Below are 18,828 nucleotides of genomic sequence, written 5' to 3'. Positions count from 1 at the left end.
ACAACTCAGCGGGTCGAGAAGCCGTACACCGTCTCCGAACGGAACACCTCGCCCGGCCGCAGCACCGTGCTCGGGAACTCCGGCCGGTTCGGGGAGTCCGGGAAGTGCTGGGTCTCCAGCGCGATGCCGTCGCCCGGGGCGAAGGGCTCGGTGAGATGGTCGGCGGTGTACAGCTGGAGGCCGGGCTCGGTGGTCGCCACCGTCAGCGCCCGCCCGGTGGACGGGTCGTGCAGCTCGGCGACCTCCTGCGCACTCCCCGTCACCCCCTTGTCCAGCACGAAGTTGTGGTCATACCCCGCGCCGACCTTCCGCGCCTCGCGGAAGTCGAAGCGCGTGCCCGCCACCTCGTCCAGCGAGCCAGTCGGGATGAGGTCCGCGTCGACCGGGGTGAACCGGGAGGCGGCCAGCCGCAGTTCATGGCCGCCCGCGTTGCCGGACTGCGCTCCCGCGAGGTTGAAGTAGCCGTGGTTGGTCAGGTTCACCACGGTCGGCGCGTCCGTCACCGCCTCGTACGCGATCCGCAGCGCTCCGTCGGCCTCCAGGGTGTAGGTCGCCGAGACGTCGAGCCGCCCCGGGAAGCCCTCCTCACCGTGCGGGCTGACCCGGCTCAGGCGCACACCGTGCGCGACCGGCGTCACGTCCCACACCCGCTTGTCGAAGCCGCGCTCGCCGCCGTGCAGGGAGTTGGGCGGGTTGTTGGGGTCGAGCGCGTACGACAGGCCGTCGAGCGGGAAGCGGCCGCCCGCGATCCGGTTGGCGTACCGCCCGATGAGAGCGCCGAGATAGGGGCCGGGGTGGGCGAGATAGCCGTCCAGACCGGCGAACCCCAGCACCACGTTCGCCGCGTGCCCGTCACGGTCCGGCACCTCCAGTGACTGCACGATCCCGCCGTACGACAGCACCCGCACCCGAACGCCCGCGCGCTCCAGAGTCCAGCGCTGGACCCGGGTGCCGTCGGAAAGTGTGCCGAAGTGTTCGCTCATGAGCGGAACACTAGTTCGTGACCGTCCGGTAGGCGATCTCGGCAAGCCGCGCCTGACCGTTCACACTCGGATGGAACCAGTCCCACTGGCTCAGCTGCGCCCCGCCGAAGCGGAACTCGTACACCGCACCGTCGTCGAACCGGCACTTGGGGTCCTTCGCACAGACCTCCTCAAGCACCTTGTTGTACGCCTCGACCCGCGCCTGCACCGTCTCGCGCCGCTGGTTCGCCGCCGCCGTGAGGGACTCGGCGTCGCCCAGCATCGACGGGCAGATGCCTAGCTTCCACACCTGCCGGCCCACCGGATTGGTGCGGCCCTGCTCCCACAACCGCATCAGATTCGGCACGCTCGCGACATACACCTGGGTCTTCGGCAGCGCCTCCCGCACCGTGCCCATGGCGTCCTCGAACTGCGTCCGGAAGTCGGCCACCGAGGTCATCGCGTCGGTCGTGTCCCGGCAGGCGTCGTTCGCCCCCGCCATCACCGTCACCAACTCCGGCTTGCGCGCCACCGCCCGAGTCATCTGCCCGGCCACGTCCGTCATCCGCGCCCCGGTCACGGCGTAGTTCCAGCTGCGCCCGGCCGCGTTCGCCTTCCCCAGCAGCCGTACGGCGAGACTGTCGACCTGGGGACTGCTGCCGGTCGCCCAGGACACCTCGGGGCAGTCCGACAGGACCGTACAGGCGTCGAAACCGGTCGTGATGGAGTCGCCGACGGCCGCGACCGACGCGGGACTGCGGTCCCAGGCCGGTGTCGGCTTCGGCGACGGCCGCGCGCTCCCCGCGTCGGAGCCGGATGGTGCCGGGGAGTTGCCGCCGACGGCGTCACAGCCGGCGACACCCAGCACGGTCGCGGTCACGGCGGCGAAGACCGCGCGCGAAAGGTGCCGTCGCTTCGGCATCCGTGGTCCATCCCCTCGCTCAACCCCGTCATGGTCTCCAACCCATAACAACGCACGAGGGTTCCCGCCCGGCTCATGCAACGGCTCACACCCGTACAAGCGTCCTGCCGGGTGAATGGCGGGCGTTTCGCGGCACCGGGACCGACGGTACGTCACACTCCTTGCGCCGCCGCACGGTAGCCTCACCATCAACGTGGCTGCCCGGCCACTATCGTCCGCCAGTTCGCAAGATGTCCGCTCTGCCCGGAGGTCCCGGTGACGACACGTGGAGTTCTGTACGTGCACTCCGCGCCGCGCGCGCTGTGCCCGCATGTCGAGTGGGCCGTCGCCGGGGTGCTCGGCACACGCGTCAACCTCGACTGGATCCGGCAGCCGGCCGCGCCCGGCACCTGGCGCTCCGAGTTCTCCTGGCAGGCCGAGGCGGGCACGGCCTCCAAGCTGGCCTCCGCCCTGCGCGGCTGGCATCTGCTCCGCTTCGAGGTGACGGCCGAGCCCTGCCCCACCGCCGAGGGCGAACGCTACAGCTGCACCCCCGACCTGGGCATCTTCCACGCCGTCACCGGCATCCACGGCGACATCCTCATCCCCGAGGACCGGTTGAGGGCGGCCCTGGCACGTTCGCAGCGCGGCGAGACCGAGCTGGAGGCGGAGATCGCCAAGCTCCTCGGCAAGCCGTGGGACGACGAGCTGGAGCCTTTCAGGTACGCGGGAGAAGGCGCCCCGGTCCGCTGGCTCCACCAGGTCGTCTAGAGAGGCTTTGGCGGCAACGCCGAGCTGTTCAGGGGCGCGGGGCTGTGTTGAATCTGCGGCTACCGCCGCGTGGGCGCGACAAGCCCCCACCGGCCCGCAGCCGGCCGACAACAGACAATGAAACGGCGAGTGGCCCGCCCGCAACCCGGGGTTCGGGCCACTCGCCGTTCACGACAGGAAATCAGACCGACCGGAACGCCAGCACCACGTTGTGCCCACCGAACCCGAACGAGTCGTTCAGCGCAGCGATCCGCCCCTCGACGGGCAGCTTGCGCGCCTCCCCACGGATGACGTCGGCATTCGCCTCGGCCTCCGGGTCCAGGTTCTCCACGTTGATGGTCGGCGGAGCCACCCGGTGGTACAGCGCGAGCACGGTCGCGACCGACTCGACACCACCGGCGCCACCCAGCAGGTGCCCCGTCATCGACTTGGTGGCCGACACGGCCATGTGGTCGGCATCGTCACCGAACACCTTCCGCAGCGCCTTGAGCTCGGCGATGTCACCGGCAGGCGTCGACGTGGCGTGCGCGTTGACGTGCACGATCTCCGCCGGATCCAGGTCGGTACGGTCCAGCAGGTTCTGCAGGGCCTGCGAGATTCCGCGCCCCTCGGGCTCGGGCTGCACGATGTCGTGGGCGTCGGCGGAGATGCCCTGGCCGACCGCCTCCGCGTACACACGGGCCCCGCGCTTGGCGGCGTGCTCGGCGGACTCCAGGACGATCACGCCGGCGCCCTCACCGAGGACGAAGCCGTCGCGGGCGACGTCGTAGGGACGCGACGCGCCCTGCGGGTCGTCGTTGTTCTTGGACATCGCCATCATGTTGCCGAACGCGGCGATGGGCAGCGGGTGGATCGCCGCCTCGGTGCCGCCCGCGACGACGATGTCGGCACGGCCCGTGCGGATCATCTCGATGGCGTAGCCGATGGCCTCGGCGCCCGACGCGCAGGCGGAGACCGGCGTGTGCACGCCCGCACGGGCGCCCACGGCCAGACCCACGTTCGCGGAGGGGCCGTTCGGCATCAGCATGGGGACGGTGTGCGGGGAGACGCGGCGGACGCCCTTCTCCTTCAGCACGTCGTACTGGTCGAGCAGCGTCGTCACACCACCGATGCCGGAGGCGATGACCGCGCCCAGGCGGTCGGGGTCGACGGTCGGGTCCTCACCGGCCTTGGCCTCGAACCCGGCGTCCTTCCACGCCTCCTGGGCGGCGATCAGCGCGAACTGCGCCGAGCGGTCCAGTCGGCGGGCCTGCGGCCGCGGGATGACCTCGGTCGGCTCCACGGCGACCGGCGCGGCGATACGGACCGCCTGGTCGGCGGCCCACTCCTGCTCCAGGGGCTTGACGCCGGACTTGCCGGCGATCAGGCCCTCCCAGGTAGAGGCTGCGTCGCCACCCAGCGGTGTGGTTGCGCCGATACCGGTGACGACCACGGTGCGATTGGTCGGGCTCACGGGAATTCTTTCTCCAAGGAATGGGGATTCAGCGGCGCCACCGCCGGGTGGCGGGGCAGTCAGCCCAGAGGCCTGATCGGAGGATCAGCCCTGGTGCTTGAGGATGTAGTCGGTCGCGTCGCCCACCGTCTTGAGGTTCTTGACGTCCTCGTCGGGGATCTTGACGTCGAAACGCTCTTCGGCGGCGACGACGACCTCGACCATGGACAGCGAGTCGACGTCCAGGTCGTCGGTGAAGGACTTGTCCAGCTGGACGTCCTCAACCGGGATGCCGGCGATCTCGTTCACGATGTCGGCGAGACCGGCGACGATCTCTTCCTGAGTGGCGGCCATCTTGGCGCTCCTTCGTTGTTGTTCAGAGGGTTTGGCGCCCGCCGCGGCAGCGGCAGGTGGTGCTGGTTCCCGTGCCGGCTCACAAGATCCGGCACGGAGTGCCTAGGGGAGAGTAACGACCGTGGCGGCGTATACGAGACCCGCCCCGAATCCGATGACTAGTGCGATGTCGCCGCTCTTCGCCTCACCGGTCGCCAGGAGCCGCTCCATCGCGAGCGGAATCGAGGCGGCCGAGGTGTTGCCGGTGGTGCGCACGTCGCGGGCGACCGTGACATGCTCCGGCAGCTTCAGTGTCTTCACCATCGAGTCGATGATCCGCTCGTTGGCCTGGTGCGGAATGAAGACGTCCAGGTCGTCCGGGGTGATTCCGGCCGCGTCCAGCGCCTGCTGGGCGACCTTCGCCATCTCGAACACGGCCCAGCGGAACACCGCCTGGCCCTCCTGCGTGATCGCAGGGAACTTGACGTTGCCCTCGCTGTCCAGCGGGAGCTGGGAGACATCGCCGATCCGGAACTGGTCCCACGGCACCGTCTGCTTGATCGTCTCGGACTTGTCGCCCTCGGAACCCCACACCGTCGGCCCGATGTGCGGCTCCTGGGAGGGGCCCACCACGACCGCGCCGGCGCCGTCGCCGAACAGGAAGGCCGTGGCCCGGTCCTCCAGGTCGGTGAGGTCGGACAGCCGCTCCACGCCGATGACGAGGACGTACTCGGCGGACCCCTCGACGATCATGCCCTTGGCGAGGGTGAGGCCGTAGCCGAAGCCCGCGCAGCCGGCCGAGATGTCGAAGGCGGCCGCCTTGTTCGTCCCGAGCTTGTCGGCGATCTCGGTGGCGACGGCCGGGGTCTGCCGGAAGTTCGACACGGTCGAGACGATCACGCCGCCGATCTGCTCGGCGGAGATCCCGGCGTCGGCGATCGCCTTGCCGGACGCCTCGATCGACATCGCGGCGACGGTCTCCTCGTCGTTCGCCCAGTGCCGCGTCTCGATGCCGGAGCGCGAACGGATCCACTCGTCGGACGAGTCGATCTTCTCCAGGATCACCTCGTTGGGCACCACCCGGACCGGCCGGTAGCCGCCGACACCGAGGATGCGCGCGTACGGGGCGCCCTTGCTGGGCTTCAGCTTCGCCATGCTCAGGGCTCCTTGTCAGGCACCCGCCGCGTCAGCGGCAGGTGTGGTCGTCTCGGCGATGAGCTCGCGAGCGGCGTCCAGGTCGTCGGGGGTCTTCAGAGCCAGGGTCTTCACGCCCGGCAGCGCGCGCTTGGCCAGCCCGGTCAGCGTGCCACCCGGGCACACCTCGATCAGGGCCGTCACGCCGAGCTCCTTGAAGGTCTCCATGCACAGGTCCCAGCGGACCGGGTTGGCGACCTGCCCGACGAGCCGCTCCAGCACCTCGGCGCCGGTGGCGACCGCCTGGCCGTCCTTGTTGGAGACGTAGGTCAGCTTCGGGTCGGCGGGCACCAGCGCCTTGGCGGCCTCGGCCAGCTTCTCCACCGCGGGGCCCATGTGGTGCGTGTGGAAGGCACCCGCGACCTTCAGCGGAACGACCTTGCGCACGCCCTCGGGCTTGTCCTCGTTCAGCGCGGCGAGCTGCTCCATGGTGCCCGCGGCCACGATCTGGCCGGCGCCGTTGATGTTCGCCGGGGTCAGACCGAGCTTCTCCAGATGCGCGACCGAGGTGTCGGGGTCGCCGCCGAGCAGCGCGGACATGCCGGTCTCGGTGATCGCGGCGGCCTCGGCCATGGCCAGGCCACGCTTACGGACGAGGGTGAGCGCGGCGGTGTCGTCGAGGACGCCCGCGAAGGCGGCCGCGGTGAACTCACCGACGCTGTGCCCCGCGACGGCGCCCGGCGCACCCGCCGCGCCGACGGTGAATGTCTCGGCGCCGAGTGCCGCGGCGGACAGGAGTCCGGCGGCGACAAGGAGCGGCTGCGCCACGGACGTATCCCGGATGGCGTCCGCGTCGGCCTGCGTGCCGTAGTGGGCGAGGTCCAGTCCGATGGCGTCGGACCACGCGGCGACGCGGTCCGCGGCACCGGGGAGTTCGAGCCAGGGGGTCAGGAAGCCGGGCGTCTGGGCGCCCTGGCCGGGAGCGACGAGTACGAGCACTCTCACACTCTCTCTTGGGGACGGGCACGGCCGCCCGTGGGGACAAGGACGAAGAACACGAGGGGGTTTTGTGGGCCCCCGACAAAACCCTAGAGCTGAAGATCGCCGTCGACCAGACGCCCCAGGATCAGCGCGATCCGCAGAGTGAACGCGGAGCGTACATCGGAAGGCGACCAGCCGGTGACGTCAGTCACACGTCGAAGCCGGTAGCGCACGGTGTTGGGATGCACGAAGAGCATCCGTGCGGCCCCCTCCAGGCTGCTCGCCTGCTCGAGATAGACCGACAGCGTCTCCAGAAGGGCCGACCCGGCCTCCTCCAGCGGTCTGTAGATCTCCTCCACCAACTGCTCGCGCGCGCTGGGATCCCCGGCGATGGCGCGCTCCGGGAGCAGATCGTCCGCGAGCACCGGCCGCGGGGCGTCCTGCCAGGCGGAACACGCCTTCAGCCCGGCGGCGGCGGCCTGCGCGGACCGGGTGGCGGCCTGCAGATCGGGTACGACGGGCCCCGCCACGACCGGCCCGGCGGCGTACGGCCCGATCAGCGACTTCGCCACCGCGATGGGGTTGTCACTGCCGCCCGCGATGACGACGAGCCGGTCCCCGAGCACCCCGGTCAGCACCTGCAGCTTGGCGTGCCGGGCGGCCCGCCGGATGGCCTCGACCGTCAGCTCGCTGTCCCCGTCGGGCGCGGTCCCGAGCACGACGCACACATGCTCCGGCGAGTTCCACCCCAGCGCGGCGGCCCGCGACACGGCCCCCTCGTCGGCCTCGCCGCTGAGCACGGCGTTCACGACGAGGGACTCGAGGCGGGCGTCCCAGGCACCGCGTGCCTCGGCGGCCTGGGCGTAGACCTGCGCGGTGGCGAAGGCGATCTCACGGGCGTAGACCAGCAGCGCCTCCCGCAGCACGCTCTCGTCACCGGGCGCCGCCACCTCGTCGATGGCCGACTCCATGACCTCGATCGTGGTGCGCACCATCTCGACGGTCTGGCGGAGCGTGATCGCGCGGGTCAGCTCACGAGGCGCGGTCCCGAAGACGTCGGTGGAGATCGCCTGAGGGGCGTCGGGATGCCGGAACCACTCGGTGAAGGCGGCGATACCGGCCTGGGCGACGAGACCGATCCAGGAACGGTTCTCCGGGGGCATGGCCCGGTACCACGGCAGCGTCTCGTCCATCCGCGCGATCGCCTGCGCGGCGAGCGAACCGGAGGATTTCTCGAGCCGCTTCAGGGTCGCGGAGTGCGGGTGGACATCGTGCGCGGCGGCTTCGGACTTACGGGCTACGGGTTCGGGCACGGGGACAAGACTGCCTTATCGGGACGGGGGTGCGTGCCAGAGGGTGTGTGCTTTACGGCTCCGTGGGTTGTGTAGTGCCTTTTGCGGCCCCTCGCGGACGGGGGCGCACCTCCAGCCCGTCCGGCGTTTGAGGACGAGGCCCGTCGGGCCGACAGCGGGTCTGGGCCGGCAGCCCCAGCGGGGTGGAAGGGGCGGAGCCCGTCAAGGGATGGGACGGGTAGGGGCGGCGGGGGCGAGGGAATGAACCGGAGGGCTTTGGTGCGGGGTCCGGCCGTACGGCGGGGATACCGTGGGGGCGTGATGGACGTACGGCGCGCTGCGGAGCGCTATCCCGGTGGGGATCCGGCGGTGGGTATCGAGTCACGCCACGCCTTTTCCTTCGGCCCGCACTACGACCCCGACAACCTCCGTTTCGGCGCGATGATCGCCTGCAACGAGGAGCGGCTCGCACCCGGCGCCGGCTTCGACGAGCACCCCCACAGCCACACCGAGATCGTGACGTGGGTCGTCGAGGGCGAGCTGACCCACCGTGACTCCACCGGCCACGAGACCCGGGTCGGCCCCGGGGACGTGCAGCGGCTGAGCTCGGCGGGTGGCGTACGGCACGTGGAGCGCAACGACGCCGACGCCCCCCTCACCTTCATCCAGACCTGGCTGGCCCCGCTGTCGCCCGGCGGTGACCCGGCGTACGAGATCGTCCATGGCATCGCGGACTCGACGCCGTACGCCGTCCCGGAGGCGGGGGCGATGCTCCATGTGCGGCGGCTGGGGGCGGGGGAGCGGACGGCGGTGCCGGACGGGGCGTTCGTGTACGTGCATGTCGTGCGCGGGGAAGTGCGGCTGGGCGGGGAGAAGCTGGGGGCCGGGGATGCCGCGCGCCTCGCGGACGCCGAGGGCGTGGAGGCGGTGGGGGTGAGCGCGGCGGAGCTGTTGATCTGGGAGATGGCCGGTTAGGCGTGGGGCTCGAGATGCCCAAGTGATCGGGGCGCCGTCCAATGGATGTGTCCGACTGTCGCCCGGCAGGGAAGAGCCGAGCCCATGGCCAGACGCAAGACCGCTGGGGGACGGGGGACGCCCCGAAAGGGGGACTGCGACGGCTCGGTGAGTGGTGCGCCCACCACTTCGTGATCGTGATCGTCGCCTGGGTCGTGGCACTCGGCGTGCTCCAGGCGCTGAACCACATCCACGGCGGGGAGTACTCGGACAACTTCGCTCTGTCCGACGTGCAGTCCGAGGAGGGCCTGGACGTCCTCAAAGCGCACGATCCGCAGGCCGGCGGTTACAGCAGCCAGATCGTCATGCACGACGCGGACCAGCCGCTGACCTCGGTCGGCTCGCAGATGTCGACCGCCGTCGCCGACCTCCAGAAGCTGCCGCACGTGCTGTCCGCGCAGAACCCGCTGGACGCCACCTCCTCGAAGGTCGGGCCGCTGTCCTCGGACGGGCGGACCGGCTACATCACCATCCGCTTCGACGAGCAGCCCTCTCTCCTCGGCGACAGCTACCTGAACGGCGTCGACAACGCCGTGGAGCCGCTCAGACAGGCCGGCGTCGACGTCGAGTACGGCGGATCGCTCGGCGAGCTGGAGCGGCCCGCCGGCAACGACCGGATCAGCGAGGCGATCGGGTTCGGCGTCGCCATCGTCGTCCTGCTGATCGGCTTCGGCAGTGTGATCGCCGCCGGGCTGCCACTCGTCACCGCTGATCGGCGTGGTCGGCGGCCTGGCCTGCCTCGGGCTGCTCGCCATCGCGTTCACCTTCGCCACGGTGTCGCCGACTCTGGCCACGATGATCGGCCTGGGTGTCGGCATCGACTACGCCCTCTTCCTGCTCACCCGGCACCGGCAGGGCCTCATGGACGGCGCCGATCCGGTGCGCGCCGCCGGCCACGCCGCGGCCACCTCCGGACGCGCGGTACTGGTCTCCGGCACCACGGTGATCGTCGCCCTGATGGGCCTGTGGGTGTCCGGCGTGAGTTTCATCGGCAAACTCGGCGTCGCCGCGGCCGTGACGGTCGTCTCAGCCGTTCTGGGCGCGCTGACCCCTGGTCCCGGCCTGCTGGGGCTGGTCGGCCGCAACATCGACCGCTGGCACGTGCGCAAGCCCATCGCCGAGACCGACGCCGAGGGCGACACGTCCCAGGGCACCTGGCACCGCTACGCCAAGCGCGTCGAGCATCATCCGTTGCGGTACCTGTCGGCGGGCATCGTCACCGTGGCGGTGCTGGCCATCCCGGTCTTCTCGATCCAGCTCGGGCACATCGGCGACGGCGCCGACCCCACGTCCTTCACCGACCGGCGGGCCTACGACCTGATGACGGACGCGTTCGGCGCGGGCTCCAACGGGCCGCTCACCATCGTCGTCGACCAGACCTCCGTACCGGACTCGCAACGCTCGGACCTGGCCTCGAAGACCCAGCAGGCCCTGGGCGACGAGTCCGGGACCTCCTTCGTCAGCCCGCTGACGCCGACGCAGGACGGCGACGTCCTGGTCGGCACGGTCTACTCGTCGGTGTCCCCGCAGAACAAGGACACCACCGACCTGACGAACCGGCTCTACGACCACACCCTCCCTGACGCGCTGTCCGGCACCGACGCCAAGGGCTACGTCACCGGGACGACGGCCGCCCAGGTGGACTTCCGTGACATCGTCGCGGCGCGGCTGCCGGTGATCATCGCGGTCGTGGTCGGCCTCGCCTTCCTGATCGTCCTCGCGGTCTTCCGCGGCCTTCTCGTCGCCGTGAAGGCGGCCGTCCTCAACGTCCTGTCGATCGCGGCCTCGTACGGCGTCGTCGTCGCCGTGTTCCAGTGGGGCTGGGGCGGGCCCGCCCTGGGCGTCAACGGCAAGGTGCCCATCGAGAGCTATGTGCCGATGATGATGTTCGCCATCATCTTCGGGCTCAGCATGGACTACGAGATCTTCCTGCTGTCCCGGGTGCACGAGGCATGGCTGCGTACCGGGGACGCGAAGGACTCGGTCGCCCACGCGCTGGAGATCACCGCGCGCGTCATCACCTGCGCCGCGCTGATCATGGTGAGCGTCTTCGCGGCCTTCATCATCAGCGACAACATCGTGGTCAAGATGCTGGGGCTCGGCCTCGCCGTCAGCGTGCTCATCGACGCCACGGTGGTCCGGCTGCTCATGGTGCCGGCCGTGATGACGCTGCTGGGCAGGCACGCCTGGTGGACGCCGCGATGGCTGGACCGCATCCTGCCGCACATCGACACGGAGGGAACGGGCGAGAAACTCGGCGCCCTGCCGGAGCCGGGGTCCCGCCAGGACAAGTGACCGCGCCTACCGCCCGGCCTCGGCGCGCACCGCGTCCGTGAACCCCGGCCACACCTCGACCGCCCAGGGCCCGAACGCCCGGTCCGTCAGCGCGACGCAGGCCGCCCGCGCGTCCGGGTCGATCCACAGGAACGTACCCGACTGCCCGAAGTGCCCGAAGGTGCGCGGCGAGGACGAAGCGCCCGTCCAGTGCGGGGACTTGCCGTCACGGATCTCGAAGCCGAGCCCCCAGTCGTTGGGGTTCTGGTGCCCGTACCCCGGCAGCACGCCCTTCGTCCCCGGGTACTGCACGGTCATCGCCTCGGCGACCGTCCGCGGGTCCAGCAGGCGCGGCGCCTGCACCTCCGCCGCGAACCGCAGCAGATCCTCGACCGTCGACACGCCGTCCTTCGCCGGGGAGCCCTCCAGCGACGTGGCCGTCATGCCCAGCGGCTCCAGCACCGCCTGCCGCAGATACTCCGCGAACGGGATCTCCGTCGCCTTGGCGACATGGTCCCCGAGCTGCTCGAACCCGGCGTTGGAGTACAGCCGCCGCTCCCCGGGCGGGGCCGTCACCCGGTGCTCGTCGAAGGCCAGCCCCGAGGTGTGCGCGAGCAGATGCCGCACCGTCGAGCCCTGCGGCCCGGCCGGCTCGTCGAGCTCGACCGCCCCCTCCTCGTACGCCACGAGCACCGCGTAGGCGGCCAGCGGCTTGGTGACCGAGGCGAGGGGGAACCGGTACCCGATCGGCCCGTGGGTCCCGAGGACGGTGCCGTCCGCCCGTACGACACCCGCCGCAGCGGTGGGAACCGGCCAGTCTTCGATCAGCGCGAGGCTCTGCAAGGACATGCTCACGAGCCTAAGCCGCTCAGAGCTTCAGGATCATCGTGGGGTCCGGCTTGTGGACGAAGCCGAGGGAGGCGTAGAGCGGCTCGGCCTCCGCGGACGCGGTGAGCATGACCTGCCCCGCGCCCCGCTCGCGGAACCACACCAGCAGCTCGTCCATGCACGCGCGCGCGTACCCCCGGCGCCGCGCCTGCGGATCGGTGGCGACGCTGAAGACGTACCCGGCCAGGCCGCGCGGATTGCCCGCCTTCCCGATCCGGTAGTCGACCGTCCCGACCACCAGCGCCGCCAGCGCCCCCGGCCGGTCCGGGTGGTCGACGACGAACGCGGCGAAGTCCCCGTCCGCCTCGTCCAGTTTCTCCCGCAGCACGGGCAGCGAGTCCGCGTGCCACGCTGTGGAGGTGTCCCCACCGGGCAGCGCGTCGATCATCACCTGACGCAGACGCAGCACTTCCTCCGCGTCCTCGGTCGTGGCACGGCGTACGAGGCTCATGTCCCGCACGCTAGCCACGGTGATCACGCCATGTCCCGCGGTTTTCTTACCTTTTCCGCTTGCTTGGAGTGCACTCCAAGGCCATAGCGTTGAGCGCATGACGGTGATGGAGACCACGAGTACCAGGACCGACAGCTGCGCCGCTCCGCCGCACCCGCACCGGCGGCCGCAGGGCCAGGACAGCTACACGATCAGCGAGGTCGTCGCCTTCACCGGTCTGACGGCCCACACCCTGCGCTGGTACGAGCGCATCGGCCTCATGCCGCACGTCGATCGCTCGCACACCGGCCAGCGCCGCTACAGCAACCGCGACCTGGACTGGCTCGACCTCGTCGGCAAGCTGCGGCTCACCGGCATGCCGGTCGCCGACATGGTCCGGTACGCCGAGCTGGTGCGCGAGGGCGACCACACGTTCGGCGAGCGCTTCGAACTGCTGGAGACGACCCGCAGCGACGTCCTCGCCCGGATCGCCGAACTCCAGGACACGCTGGCCGTCCTCGACCGGAAGATCAGTTTCTACGCGGACGCGGGGCGTCTGTACGAGCAGGACAAGACGTACGAGCAGGACAAGACGTACGAGCAGGACAAGACGTACGAGCAGGACAAGACGTACGAGCAGATGAAGACGGAAAAGGTGGAGAAGGCCGGATGACGGACAGCAGGATCGCGACGGCACGACTCGGCGCCACGGGCCCCGAGGTGGGCGTCCAGGGCCTCGGCTGCATGGGCATGAGCTTCGGGTACGGCCCCTCCGACGCGGACGAGTCCAGGGCCACCCTGGAACGGGCGCTGGAACTGGGCGTCACGCTGTACGACACGGCGGACGCGTACGGGGCCGGTGAGAACGAGAAGTTCCTGTCGCCGTTCTTCAAGGCGCACCGGGACGAGGTCGTCATCGCCACGAAGTTCGCCCTGTCGATCCCGCCGGACGACCCGACACGCCGGGTCATCCGCAACGACGCGCCGTACATCCGCCAGGCCGTCGAGGCGAGCCTGCGTCGCCTGGACGTCGACGTGATCGACCTCTACTACATGCACCGCCGCGACGTGAACGTCCCCATCGAGGAGACCGTCGCCGTGATGGCCGAGCTGGTCCGCGAGGGCAAGGTCAAGCACCTGGGGCTGAGCGAGGTGACGGCACACGAACTGCGTGCCGCGCAGTCGGTCCACCCGATCGCGGCCGTCCAGTCGGAGTGGTCGCTCTTCAGCCGCGACATCGAGACGAACGTGGTCCCCGCGGCCCGCGAACTGGGCGTCACCCTGGTGCCGTACTCCCCGCTGGGCCGAGGCTTCCTGACCGGCTCCTTCGCCAAGGCCGAGGACCTGACGGCAGGCGACTTCCGCCGCCAACAGCCCCGCTTCACGGGCGACAACGCGACGACGAACGCCGCGCTCCTGGCCCCGATCCGCAAGGTCGCCGAGGCCCACGGTTCCACCCCGGGCCAGATCGCGCTGGCCTGGGTCCAGCAACAGGCGGCCATGCACGGCCTCCCGGTCATCCCGATCCCGGGCACCCGCAAGCCGACCCGGGTGGAGGAGAACGTGGGCGCGACCCGGATCGTCCTGGGTGAGGAGGAAATGGAACTCCTGGAGCCGATCGCGGCAAAGGTGGCAGGAGACAGGTACGCGGACATGCGCTTCGCGTCAGCGGGCCGGGAGTAGAAGGCTTTTAGGGGCGCGGGGAACTGCGCGACCAGCCACACACGACCCGCAGCCGCCGAACAACCGAACCCGGCAGACGCTGAGTCCTAAAGCTCGGCCAGCAACTCGGCCTTCTTGACGGAGAACTCCTCATCCGTCACCAACCCCGCCTGATGCAACTCCCCGAGGTGCCGAATCCGCTCGGCGATATCCGCAGGATCCCGGCGCGGCGCAGCCGCAGCCGGGACAGCCGCCACCCCCGCGGAGCGCACCCGCACCGCCGCCAACACCGCCGCGGCGAACGGCAACGACTCATGCACCGGCCCGTACCCCAGCCCGAACACCACCGCCGCCGGATCGTGGTCGACCGGCTCGGGCGCGAGCCGGTCGTCGACGGAGTCCCGCCGGAGCAACCGCAGGTACCCCTCGAAGACCTCGGGCGACCGCCACTCGACGCCGCTCAACTCGGCGACGGAGAAGCTCTGGTCGCCCGCCTTCCACTTCGCCGACGAGGCACCCGTCCAGAACCACCGGAACCGCACCGTCTGTCCGTCGAACGACGCCTTCCCGTCGTACGCCTTGAACTGCAACGGCACCTCGGGCGCGCCCACGAGGAACTCCTCGGCCGGCCCGGACTCCTTCAGCTCCGCCCGCAACTCGTCGGCGTAGTACTCGGCCAGCGTCTCGCGCTCGGCCGGCAACACCAGCCGGTACGGATCGCCGCCCTCCTTCAGCTGACCCGCCGCCGCCTCCATCAACGGGTCGGCGCCGGGCCGCAGTTCGAGGCGCAGCACCACCGAGCCGCGCTTCCCCGGCGTCAGCGTCACCCCGCCGATCGCCTCAAGAGGCACCCGGCGTTCCCCCAGCGCCTGGAAGAGCTTGGGTGTTCGAATGCCTCGTTCGTAACGGATGAGCACGGAGTCGGACTCGAACTCCCAGGCGGCATGAAATCCGGCCAGTACGTCACCCATGCGGCTCATCGTATGCGGCACGTGCTCCTCCGTCGCCACCCCGCGCACACCGCGATTCCTGCGCCTCTACGCGCGTCCGGCCGACGCCGTGTCGGACAAACCCGCCCGACAGGCCCCGGCATCGTCCGCGCACCGCACCGAGCGGTACGCGCCAACCCCGATCTCGGCGAAGTTCGCCACGCTGTCCGTGCCCGGCTCGAAGTAGCCGCCGTGCCCCTTCGCCTCCCGCGCCGACAGCACCCGCGCCCCGAACACCGACGACACCGGGTCCTCCCCGTGTCCGAGCCCGCCGACCTCGAGATACGGCACGTCCTGCACCCAGTCGTCCGCGTCCCGCATCGCCCACACATGCGCGGACGTGCGCAGGTGGGAGGCCTTCGAGACCCGCATTCCGGGGCTGCCGGCGACCGCTATGTCGGCCACCCGCTCCGGCAGCGTGGGCGCGGCGATCCCGCACAGCACCGAGCCGTAGCTGTGGCAGAAGAGGGAGACCGGGGAACCGCCGGGCAGGCCGCGCACCAGCGCGCCCAGGCGTACGGCCCCGTCGGCGGCCCGCATCGCCGTGGCCGAGTCGATGCCGAGCCCGCTCGGCGTGGTGTAGTCGGCCCAGGCGATCACGGCCGTACGCGTCGAAGGGCTGGCCTCGCGCTCGGCCGCGTACAGGGACTGGGCCATGCCGACCGGCGCCGAGTACTTGCGGCTGGTGCGCTGGAAGGTGAGCAGATCGGTGTCGACGCCGGGGACGACGACCGAGATCCGCTCCGCCTCGGTCAGGTCGCCGAAGACCTCGGCGGCCCGGCCCGAGCCCTCGGGGTCGAAGGCGAGGATGTGCCGGTCCGCCCGCATCATCGACTCGAAGCGATGCATCCGGCGGCCCGCCTCGCGCTGCCCCTCGGGCGTGAGCTTCTCGTCGTGCATGCGCTCCCGCTCGACCTTGCGCGCCTCGTCGAGGGCGACGCGGTTGGCGCGGTAGCGCAGCTCGACGGGAGCGCCGTTCATGTTGCCGACCGCCAGCGGATAGCGGTGTACGAGGTCGGCGCGCTGCACGTCGGTGAGCGAGGTGAAGAACCGGGCGAGCCGCGTCGGGGAGGAGTCCGCGGCCGGCAGCGGGTGTCCGGCTATGCTGCCCTGCTCCCACGCGCTGAGCGAGGCCTGGAGCGGTGGGGCCGCGCGGTGGTGCCGCAGGGCGGTCCAGCCAGTGGTCGCCAGCATCACGAACACCACGGCCAGAGCGAGCAGAGCGCGCCAGACGTTCAGTTGCGGGGGCGTGTCGAAGGAAGTCACTGGGAGGACACACTAGGAGAACGAGAGGGTCTCGCGTTAACCAAGTGACAGGTATCACGTTTCGATCAAGGCGGCGTTAACAGGCCGATGACCTCAGTGTGTTCGCCAGCTCTCGCTGAGTGCCGGACCGACCTGTTCGAGATATGAGACGGTCAGTGCCCGTATGGCGTCGAGGCTGAAATCGTCACCGACGCTCCACTGACGCTCCGTCAGCCGCATCACACCGCTGAAGACGGCCACCGCCAGCCGCGGTCGCGGATCCGTTTCCATGTCGACGCCCTCGCGCTCGGCGAGGATGGCCGCCATCGCCTCCTCGACCTCGACCGAGCGGCGCAGATGGGCGGCGAGCAGGGCGGGCGTCGACTCGATCACCCGGCACATGCGCAGATACAGCTCGACCGGCGCGATGGCCTCGACCACGTCGTTGAGCGTGTCCCAGCCCTCCAGCACGGCCCGCCGCAGCGCCTCCATCGGCGCCTCGTGAGGCGGGCGCGCGCGCACCCCCTCCAGGAAGTGCGTCACCGTCACCTCCATCAGGGCGAGGGCCGCCTCCTCCTTGCCGGCGAAGTAGCGGAAGAACGTGCGCTGCGACACATCGACGGCCTCGGCGATGTCGTCGACGGTCGTGCGCTCGTACCCCTGGGTGGTGAAGAGCTCCAGCGCGGTACGCAGCAGTGCTTCCCGGGTGCGCTGCTTCTTGCGTTCGCGCAGTGTTTCCATAGGTGTCAGTTACCGACTTGTGAATTGGTTTGTCAATTGTCAGTGGCTGTCATTAGCCTCGAACACATGACTAGTCAGACCACCATCAAGACGACGGGGCCGGGGGACCGGGCACCACAAGCCCCGTCGGATGCGACGCCGGCCAAGGGGCTGCGCGGCCACCCTTGGTTCACCCTCATCACCGTCGCGGTCGGGGTCATGATGGTGGCCCTCGACGGCACCATCGTGGCGATCGCCAACCCCGCCATCCAGAAGGACCTCAGCGCGTCCTTCGCCGAGGTGCAGTGGATCACCAACGGCTACTTCCTCGCCCTCGCGGTCTCCCTGATCACCGCGGGCAAGCTCGGTGACCGCTTCGGCCACCGCCAGACCTTCCTGATCGGCGTGGTCGGCTTCGCCGCCGCCTCCGGCGCGATCGGCCTGTCCAGCAGCATCGCCGCGGTCGTCGTCTTCCGCGTGTTCCAGGGCATGTTCGGGGCGCTGCTGATGCCGGCGGCGCTCGGTCTGCTGCGCGCGACCTTCCCGGCCGAGAAGCTCAACATGGCCATCGGCATCTGGGGCATGGTCATCGGCGCCTCCACCGCCGGCGGCCCGATCCTCGGCGGTGTCCTGGTCGAGCACGTCAACTGGCAGTCGGTGTTCTTCATCAACGTGCCGGTCGGCATCCTCGCCGTCGTCCTCGGTGTGCTGATCCTCCTCGACCACCGCGCCGAGAACGCCCCGCGTTCCTTCGACCTCCTGGGCATCACCCTGCTGTCGGCCGCGATGTTCTGCCTGGTGTGGGCGCTCATCAAGGCACCGGCGTGGGGCTGGGGCGACGGCAAGACGTGGCTGTTCATAGCGGCGTCCGTGGTGGGCTTCGGGCTCTTCGCCTTCTGGGAGACGAAGGTGAAGGAGCCGCTGATCCCGCTGGCCCTCTTCCGCTCGGTGGCGCTGTCCGCGGGTGTCGTCCTGATGGTCCTGATGGCCATCGCCTTCATGGGCGGCCTGTTCTTCGTGACGTTCTACCTTCAGAACGTCCACGGCATGAGCCCGATCGACGCCGGCCTCCACCTCCTCCCGCTCACCGGCATGATGATCGTGGGCTCCCCGCTCGCGGGCGCGATGATCACCAAGCTCGGCCCGCGGGTCCCGCTGGCGGGCGGCATGGCGCTCACCGCGATCGCCATGTACGGCATGTCCACGCTGGACACGGACACCGGCAGCGCCGTCATGTCGCTCTGGTTCGCCCTGCTGGGCCTCGGCCTCGCGCCGGTCATGGTCGGCGCCACGGAGGTCATCGTCGGCAACGCGCCCATGGAGCTGTCCGGTGTGGCCGGCGGTCTCCAGCAGGCCGCGATGCAGATCGGCGGCAGCCTCGGTACGGCCGTCCTGGGCGCCGTCATGGCCTCCAAGGTCGACAGCGACCTCGCCGGCAACTGGACGTCCGCGGGCCTGCCGCCGCTGACCGCGGCCCAGGAGGCCCAGGCCTCCGAGGCGGTCCAGGTCGGTGTGCCTCCGCTGGCCCCGGGCACGCCGGACGCCATCGCCGCGAAGATCACTGACGTCGCACACGACACGTTCATCTCCGGCATGAGCCTGGCGTCCCTGGTCGCCGCGGGTGTGGCGGTCGTCGCGGTCTTCGTGGCCTTCCTCACCAAGCGCGGTGAGAACGCGGAGGCGGGCGCGGGCGCGGCGCACATCTGAGGAGTTCCCCTATCAGGGTGACAACGCCGAAGATCCCTCCCACCCGGCATGCGCCGCAGGTCACAGTGGGTCAAGCCAGGGCCTGCGGCGCGC

General features: G+C 70.4%; 16 protein-coding genes and 2 pseudogenes. 6 read left to right on the top strand and 12 right to left on the bottom strand.

Annotation, left to right across the window (positions count from 1 at the left end; genetic code table 11):
* Nucleotides 1-5: 5 nt before the first annotated feature.
* Together ABIE67_RS15120 and ABIE67_RS15115 are read right to left on the bottom strand one after the other, a co-directional pair.
* Nucleotides 6-983, bottom strand: coding sequence for an aldose epimerase family protein (locus ABIE67_RS15120; protein ID WP_370257276.1), 978 nt, complete (start codon nucleotides 981-983; stop codon nucleotides 6-8).
* A gap of 10 nt (nucleotides 984-993) precedes the next feature.
* The gene (locus ABIE67_RS15115; RefSeq protein ID WP_370257274.1) at nucleotides 994-1,884 is read right to left on the bottom strand and encodes an SGNH/GDSL hydrolase family protein; all 891 of its coding nucleotides are present in this window, start codon (nucleotides 1,882-1,884) and stop codon (nucleotides 994-996) included.
* Nucleotides 1,885-2,139: 255 nt separating this feature from the next.
* Here ABIE67_RS15115 and ABIE67_RS15110 point away from each other — a divergent pair, with 255 nt between their 5' ends.
* Nucleotides 2,140-2,634, top strand: a complete 495-nt coding sequence (locus tag ABIE67_RS15110) for a DUF3145 domain-containing protein (protein WP_048582350.1) — start codon at nucleotides 2,140-2,142, stop codon at nucleotides 2,632-2,634.
* A 181-nt stretch (nucleotides 2,635-2,815) separates the two neighbouring features.
* Here ABIE67_RS15110 and fabF read toward each other — a convergent pair whose 3' ends face one another.
* From fabF to fasR, 5 genes are all read right to left on the bottom strand, one after another.
* A complete protein-coding gene (gene fabF, locus ABIE67_RS15105; RefSeq protein ID WP_370257273.1) occupies nucleotides 2,816-4,087 on the bottom strand; it encodes a beta-ketoacyl-ACP synthase II in 1,272 nt (423 codons plus the stop codon).
* Nucleotides 4,088-4,171: 84 nt separating this feature from the next.
* Nucleotides 4,172-4,420 carry an acyl carrier protein gene (locus ABIE67_RS15100; protein WP_004001566.1) on the bottom strand — a complete coding sequence of 83 codons (249 nt, stop codon included), beginning with the start codon at nucleotides 4,418-4,420 and terminating at the stop codon, nucleotides 4,172-4,174.
* Nucleotides 4,421-4,522: 102 nt separating this feature from the next.
* A complete protein-coding gene (locus tag ABIE67_RS15095) occupies nucleotides 4,523-5,554 on the bottom strand; it encodes a ketoacyl-ACP synthase III (protein WP_370257271.1) in 1,032 nt (343 codons plus the stop codon).
* 15 nt (nucleotides 5,555-5,569) lie between these two features.
* On the bottom strand, nucleotides 5,570-6,532 hold the full coding sequence (locus ABIE67_RS15090; protein WP_370257269.1) for an ACP S-malonyltransferase: 963 nt from the start codon (nucleotides 6,530-6,532) through the stop codon (nucleotides 5,570-5,572).
* Between the two features lie 89 nt (nucleotides 6,533-6,621).
* Nucleotides 6,622-7,827, bottom strand: a complete 1,206-nt coding sequence (gene fasR / locus ABIE67_RS15085) for a fatty acid biosynthesis transcriptional regulator FasR (RefSeq protein ID WP_370257265.1) — start codon at nucleotides 7,825-7,827, stop codon at nucleotides 6,622-6,624.
* Nucleotides 7,828-8,127: 300 nt separating this feature from the next.
* Here fasR and ABIE67_RS15080 point away from each other — a divergent pair, with 300 nt between their 5' ends.
* Together ABIE67_RS15080 and ABIE67_RS15075 are read left to right on the top strand one after the other, a co-directional pair.
* Nucleotides 8,128-8,781 carry a pirin family protein gene (locus ABIE67_RS15080; RefSeq protein WP_370268616.1) on the top strand — a complete coding sequence of 218 codons (654 nt, stop codon included), beginning with the start codon at nucleotides 8,128-8,130 and terminating at the stop codon, nucleotides 8,779-8,781.
* A gap of 41 nt (nucleotides 8,782-8,822) precedes the next feature.
* Nucleotides 8,823-11,115, top strand: a pseudogene (locus ABIE67_RS15075) (MMPL family transporter).
* Nucleotides 11,116-11,121: 6 nt separating this feature from the next.
* On the opposite strand, the gene ABIE67_RS15070 reads toward ABIE67_RS15075, so the two are convergent.
* Both ABIE67_RS15070 and ABIE67_RS15065 read right to left on the bottom strand, forming a co-directional pair.
* The gene (locus ABIE67_RS15070; protein WP_370257260.1) at nucleotides 11,122-11,943 is read right to left on the bottom strand and encodes a serine hydrolase domain-containing protein; all 822 of its coding nucleotides are present in this window, start codon (nucleotides 11,941-11,943) and stop codon (nucleotides 11,122-11,124) included.
* 19 nt (nucleotides 11,944-11,962) lie between these two features.
* Nucleotides 11,963-12,433 carry a GNAT family N-acetyltransferase gene (locus ABIE67_RS15065; RefSeq protein WP_370257256.1) on the bottom strand — a complete coding sequence of 157 codons (471 nt, stop codon included), beginning with the start codon at nucleotides 12,431-12,433 and terminating at the stop codon, nucleotides 11,963-11,965.
* Between the two features lie 97 nt (nucleotides 12,434-12,530).
* Here ABIE67_RS15065 and ABIE67_RS15060 point away from each other — a divergent pair.
* Nucleotides 12,531-12,986, top strand: a pseudogene (locus ABIE67_RS15060) (MerR family transcriptional regulator); the annotation flags it as partial.
* Between the two features lie 95 nt (nucleotides 12,987-13,081).
* Nucleotides 13,082-14,095 (top strand): aldo/keto reductase, encoded by a 1,014-nt coding sequence (locus ABIE67_RS15055; protein ID WP_370257252.1) that lies wholly within the window; start codon nucleotides 13,082-13,084, stop codon nucleotides 14,093-14,095.
* Between the two features lie 86 nt (nucleotides 14,096-14,181).
* On the opposite strand, the gene ABIE67_RS15050 is transcribed toward ABIE67_RS15055, so the two are convergent.
* The 3 genes from ABIE67_RS15050 to ABIE67_RS15040 all read right to left on the bottom strand — a co-directional run bounded on the left by ABIE67_RS15050 (nucleotide 14,182) and on the right by ABIE67_RS15040 (nucleotide 17,049).
* Entirely contained in the window at nucleotides 14,182-15,054 is an 873-nt protein-coding gene (locus ABIE67_RS15050; RefSeq protein WP_370268614.1) for a DUF4429 domain-containing protein, read from the bottom strand.
* A gap of 57 nt (nucleotides 15,055-15,111) precedes the next feature.
* Nucleotides 15,112-16,329 carry an alpha/beta hydrolase gene (locus ABIE67_RS15045; protein ID WP_370257248.1) on the bottom strand — a complete coding sequence of 406 codons (1,218 nt, stop codon included), beginning with the start codon at nucleotides 16,327-16,329 and terminating at the stop codon, nucleotides 15,112-15,114.
* Between the two features lie 93 nt (nucleotides 16,330-16,422).
* Nucleotides 16,423-17,049 (bottom strand): TetR family transcriptional regulator, encoded by a 627-nt coding sequence (locus ABIE67_RS15040; RefSeq protein WP_370257245.1) that lies wholly within the window; start codon nucleotides 17,047-17,049, stop codon nucleotides 16,423-16,425.
* A gap of 66 nt (nucleotides 17,050-17,115) precedes the next feature.
* Between ABIE67_RS15040 and ABIE67_RS15035 the strand changes: the two genes are divergently transcribed.
* Nucleotides 17,116-18,735 carry an MFS transporter gene (locus tag ABIE67_RS15035; protein ID WP_370257240.1) on the top strand — a complete coding sequence of 540 codons (1,620 nt, stop codon included), beginning with the start codon at nucleotides 17,116-17,118 and terminating at the stop codon, nucleotides 18,733-18,735.
* The last annotated feature ends 93 nt before the right edge of the window (nucleotides 18,736-18,828 follow it).

Source organism: Streptomyces sp. V4I8 (assembly GCF_041261225.1).
Lineage (GTDB): Bacteria > Actinomycetota > Actinomycetes > Streptomycetales > Streptomycetaceae > Streptomyces.
This window is presented reverse-complemented; position numbering and strand designations above follow the sequence as displayed.

Bases quoted from the DNA above. Each gene is read 5' to 3' on its own strand.
- ABIE67_RS15120 (WP_370257276.1), bottom strand. From the start codon at position 983: ATGAGCGAACACTTCGGCACACTTTCCGACGGCACCCGGGTCCAGCGC.
- ABIE67_RS15115 (WP_370257274.1), bottom strand. From the start codon at position 1,884: ATGCCGAAGCGACGGCACCTTTCGCGCGCGGTCTTCGCCGCCGTGACC.
- ABIE67_RS15100 (WP_004001566.1), bottom strand. From the start codon at position 4,420: ATGGCCGCCACTCAGGAAGAGATCGTCGCCGGTCTCGCCGACATCGTG.
- ABIE67_RS15095 (WP_370257271.1), bottom strand. From the start codon at position 5,554: ATGGCGAAGCTGAAGCCCAGCAAGGGCGCCCCGTACGCGCGCATCCTC.
- ABIE67_RS15080 (WP_370268616.1), top strand. From the start codon at position 8,128: ATGGACGTACGGCGCGCTGCGGAGCGCTATCCCGGTGGGGATCCGGCG.
- ABIE67_RS15070 (WP_370257260.1), bottom strand. From the start codon at position 11,943: ATGTCCTTGCAGAGCCTCGCGCTGATCGAAGACTGGCCGGTTCCCACC.
- ABIE67_RS15065 (WP_370257256.1), bottom strand. From the start codon at position 12,433: ATGAGCCTCGTACGCCGTGCCACGACCGAGGACGCGGAGGAAGTGCTG.
- ABIE67_RS15055 (WP_370257252.1), top strand. From the start codon at position 13,082: ATGACGGACAGCAGGATCGCGACGGCACGACTCGGCGCCACGGGCCCC.
- ABIE67_RS15050 (WP_370268614.1), bottom strand. From the start codon at position 15,054: ATGAGCCGCATGGGTGACGTACTGGCCGGATTTCATGCCGCCTGGGAG.
- ABIE67_RS15040 (WP_370257245.1), bottom strand. From the start codon at position 17,049: ATGGAAACACTGCGCGAACGCAAGAAGCAGCGCACCCGGGAAGCACTG.
- ABIE67_RS15035 (WP_370257240.1), top strand. From the start codon at position 17,116: ATGACTAGTCAGACCACCATCAAGACGACGGGGCCGGGGGACCGGGCA.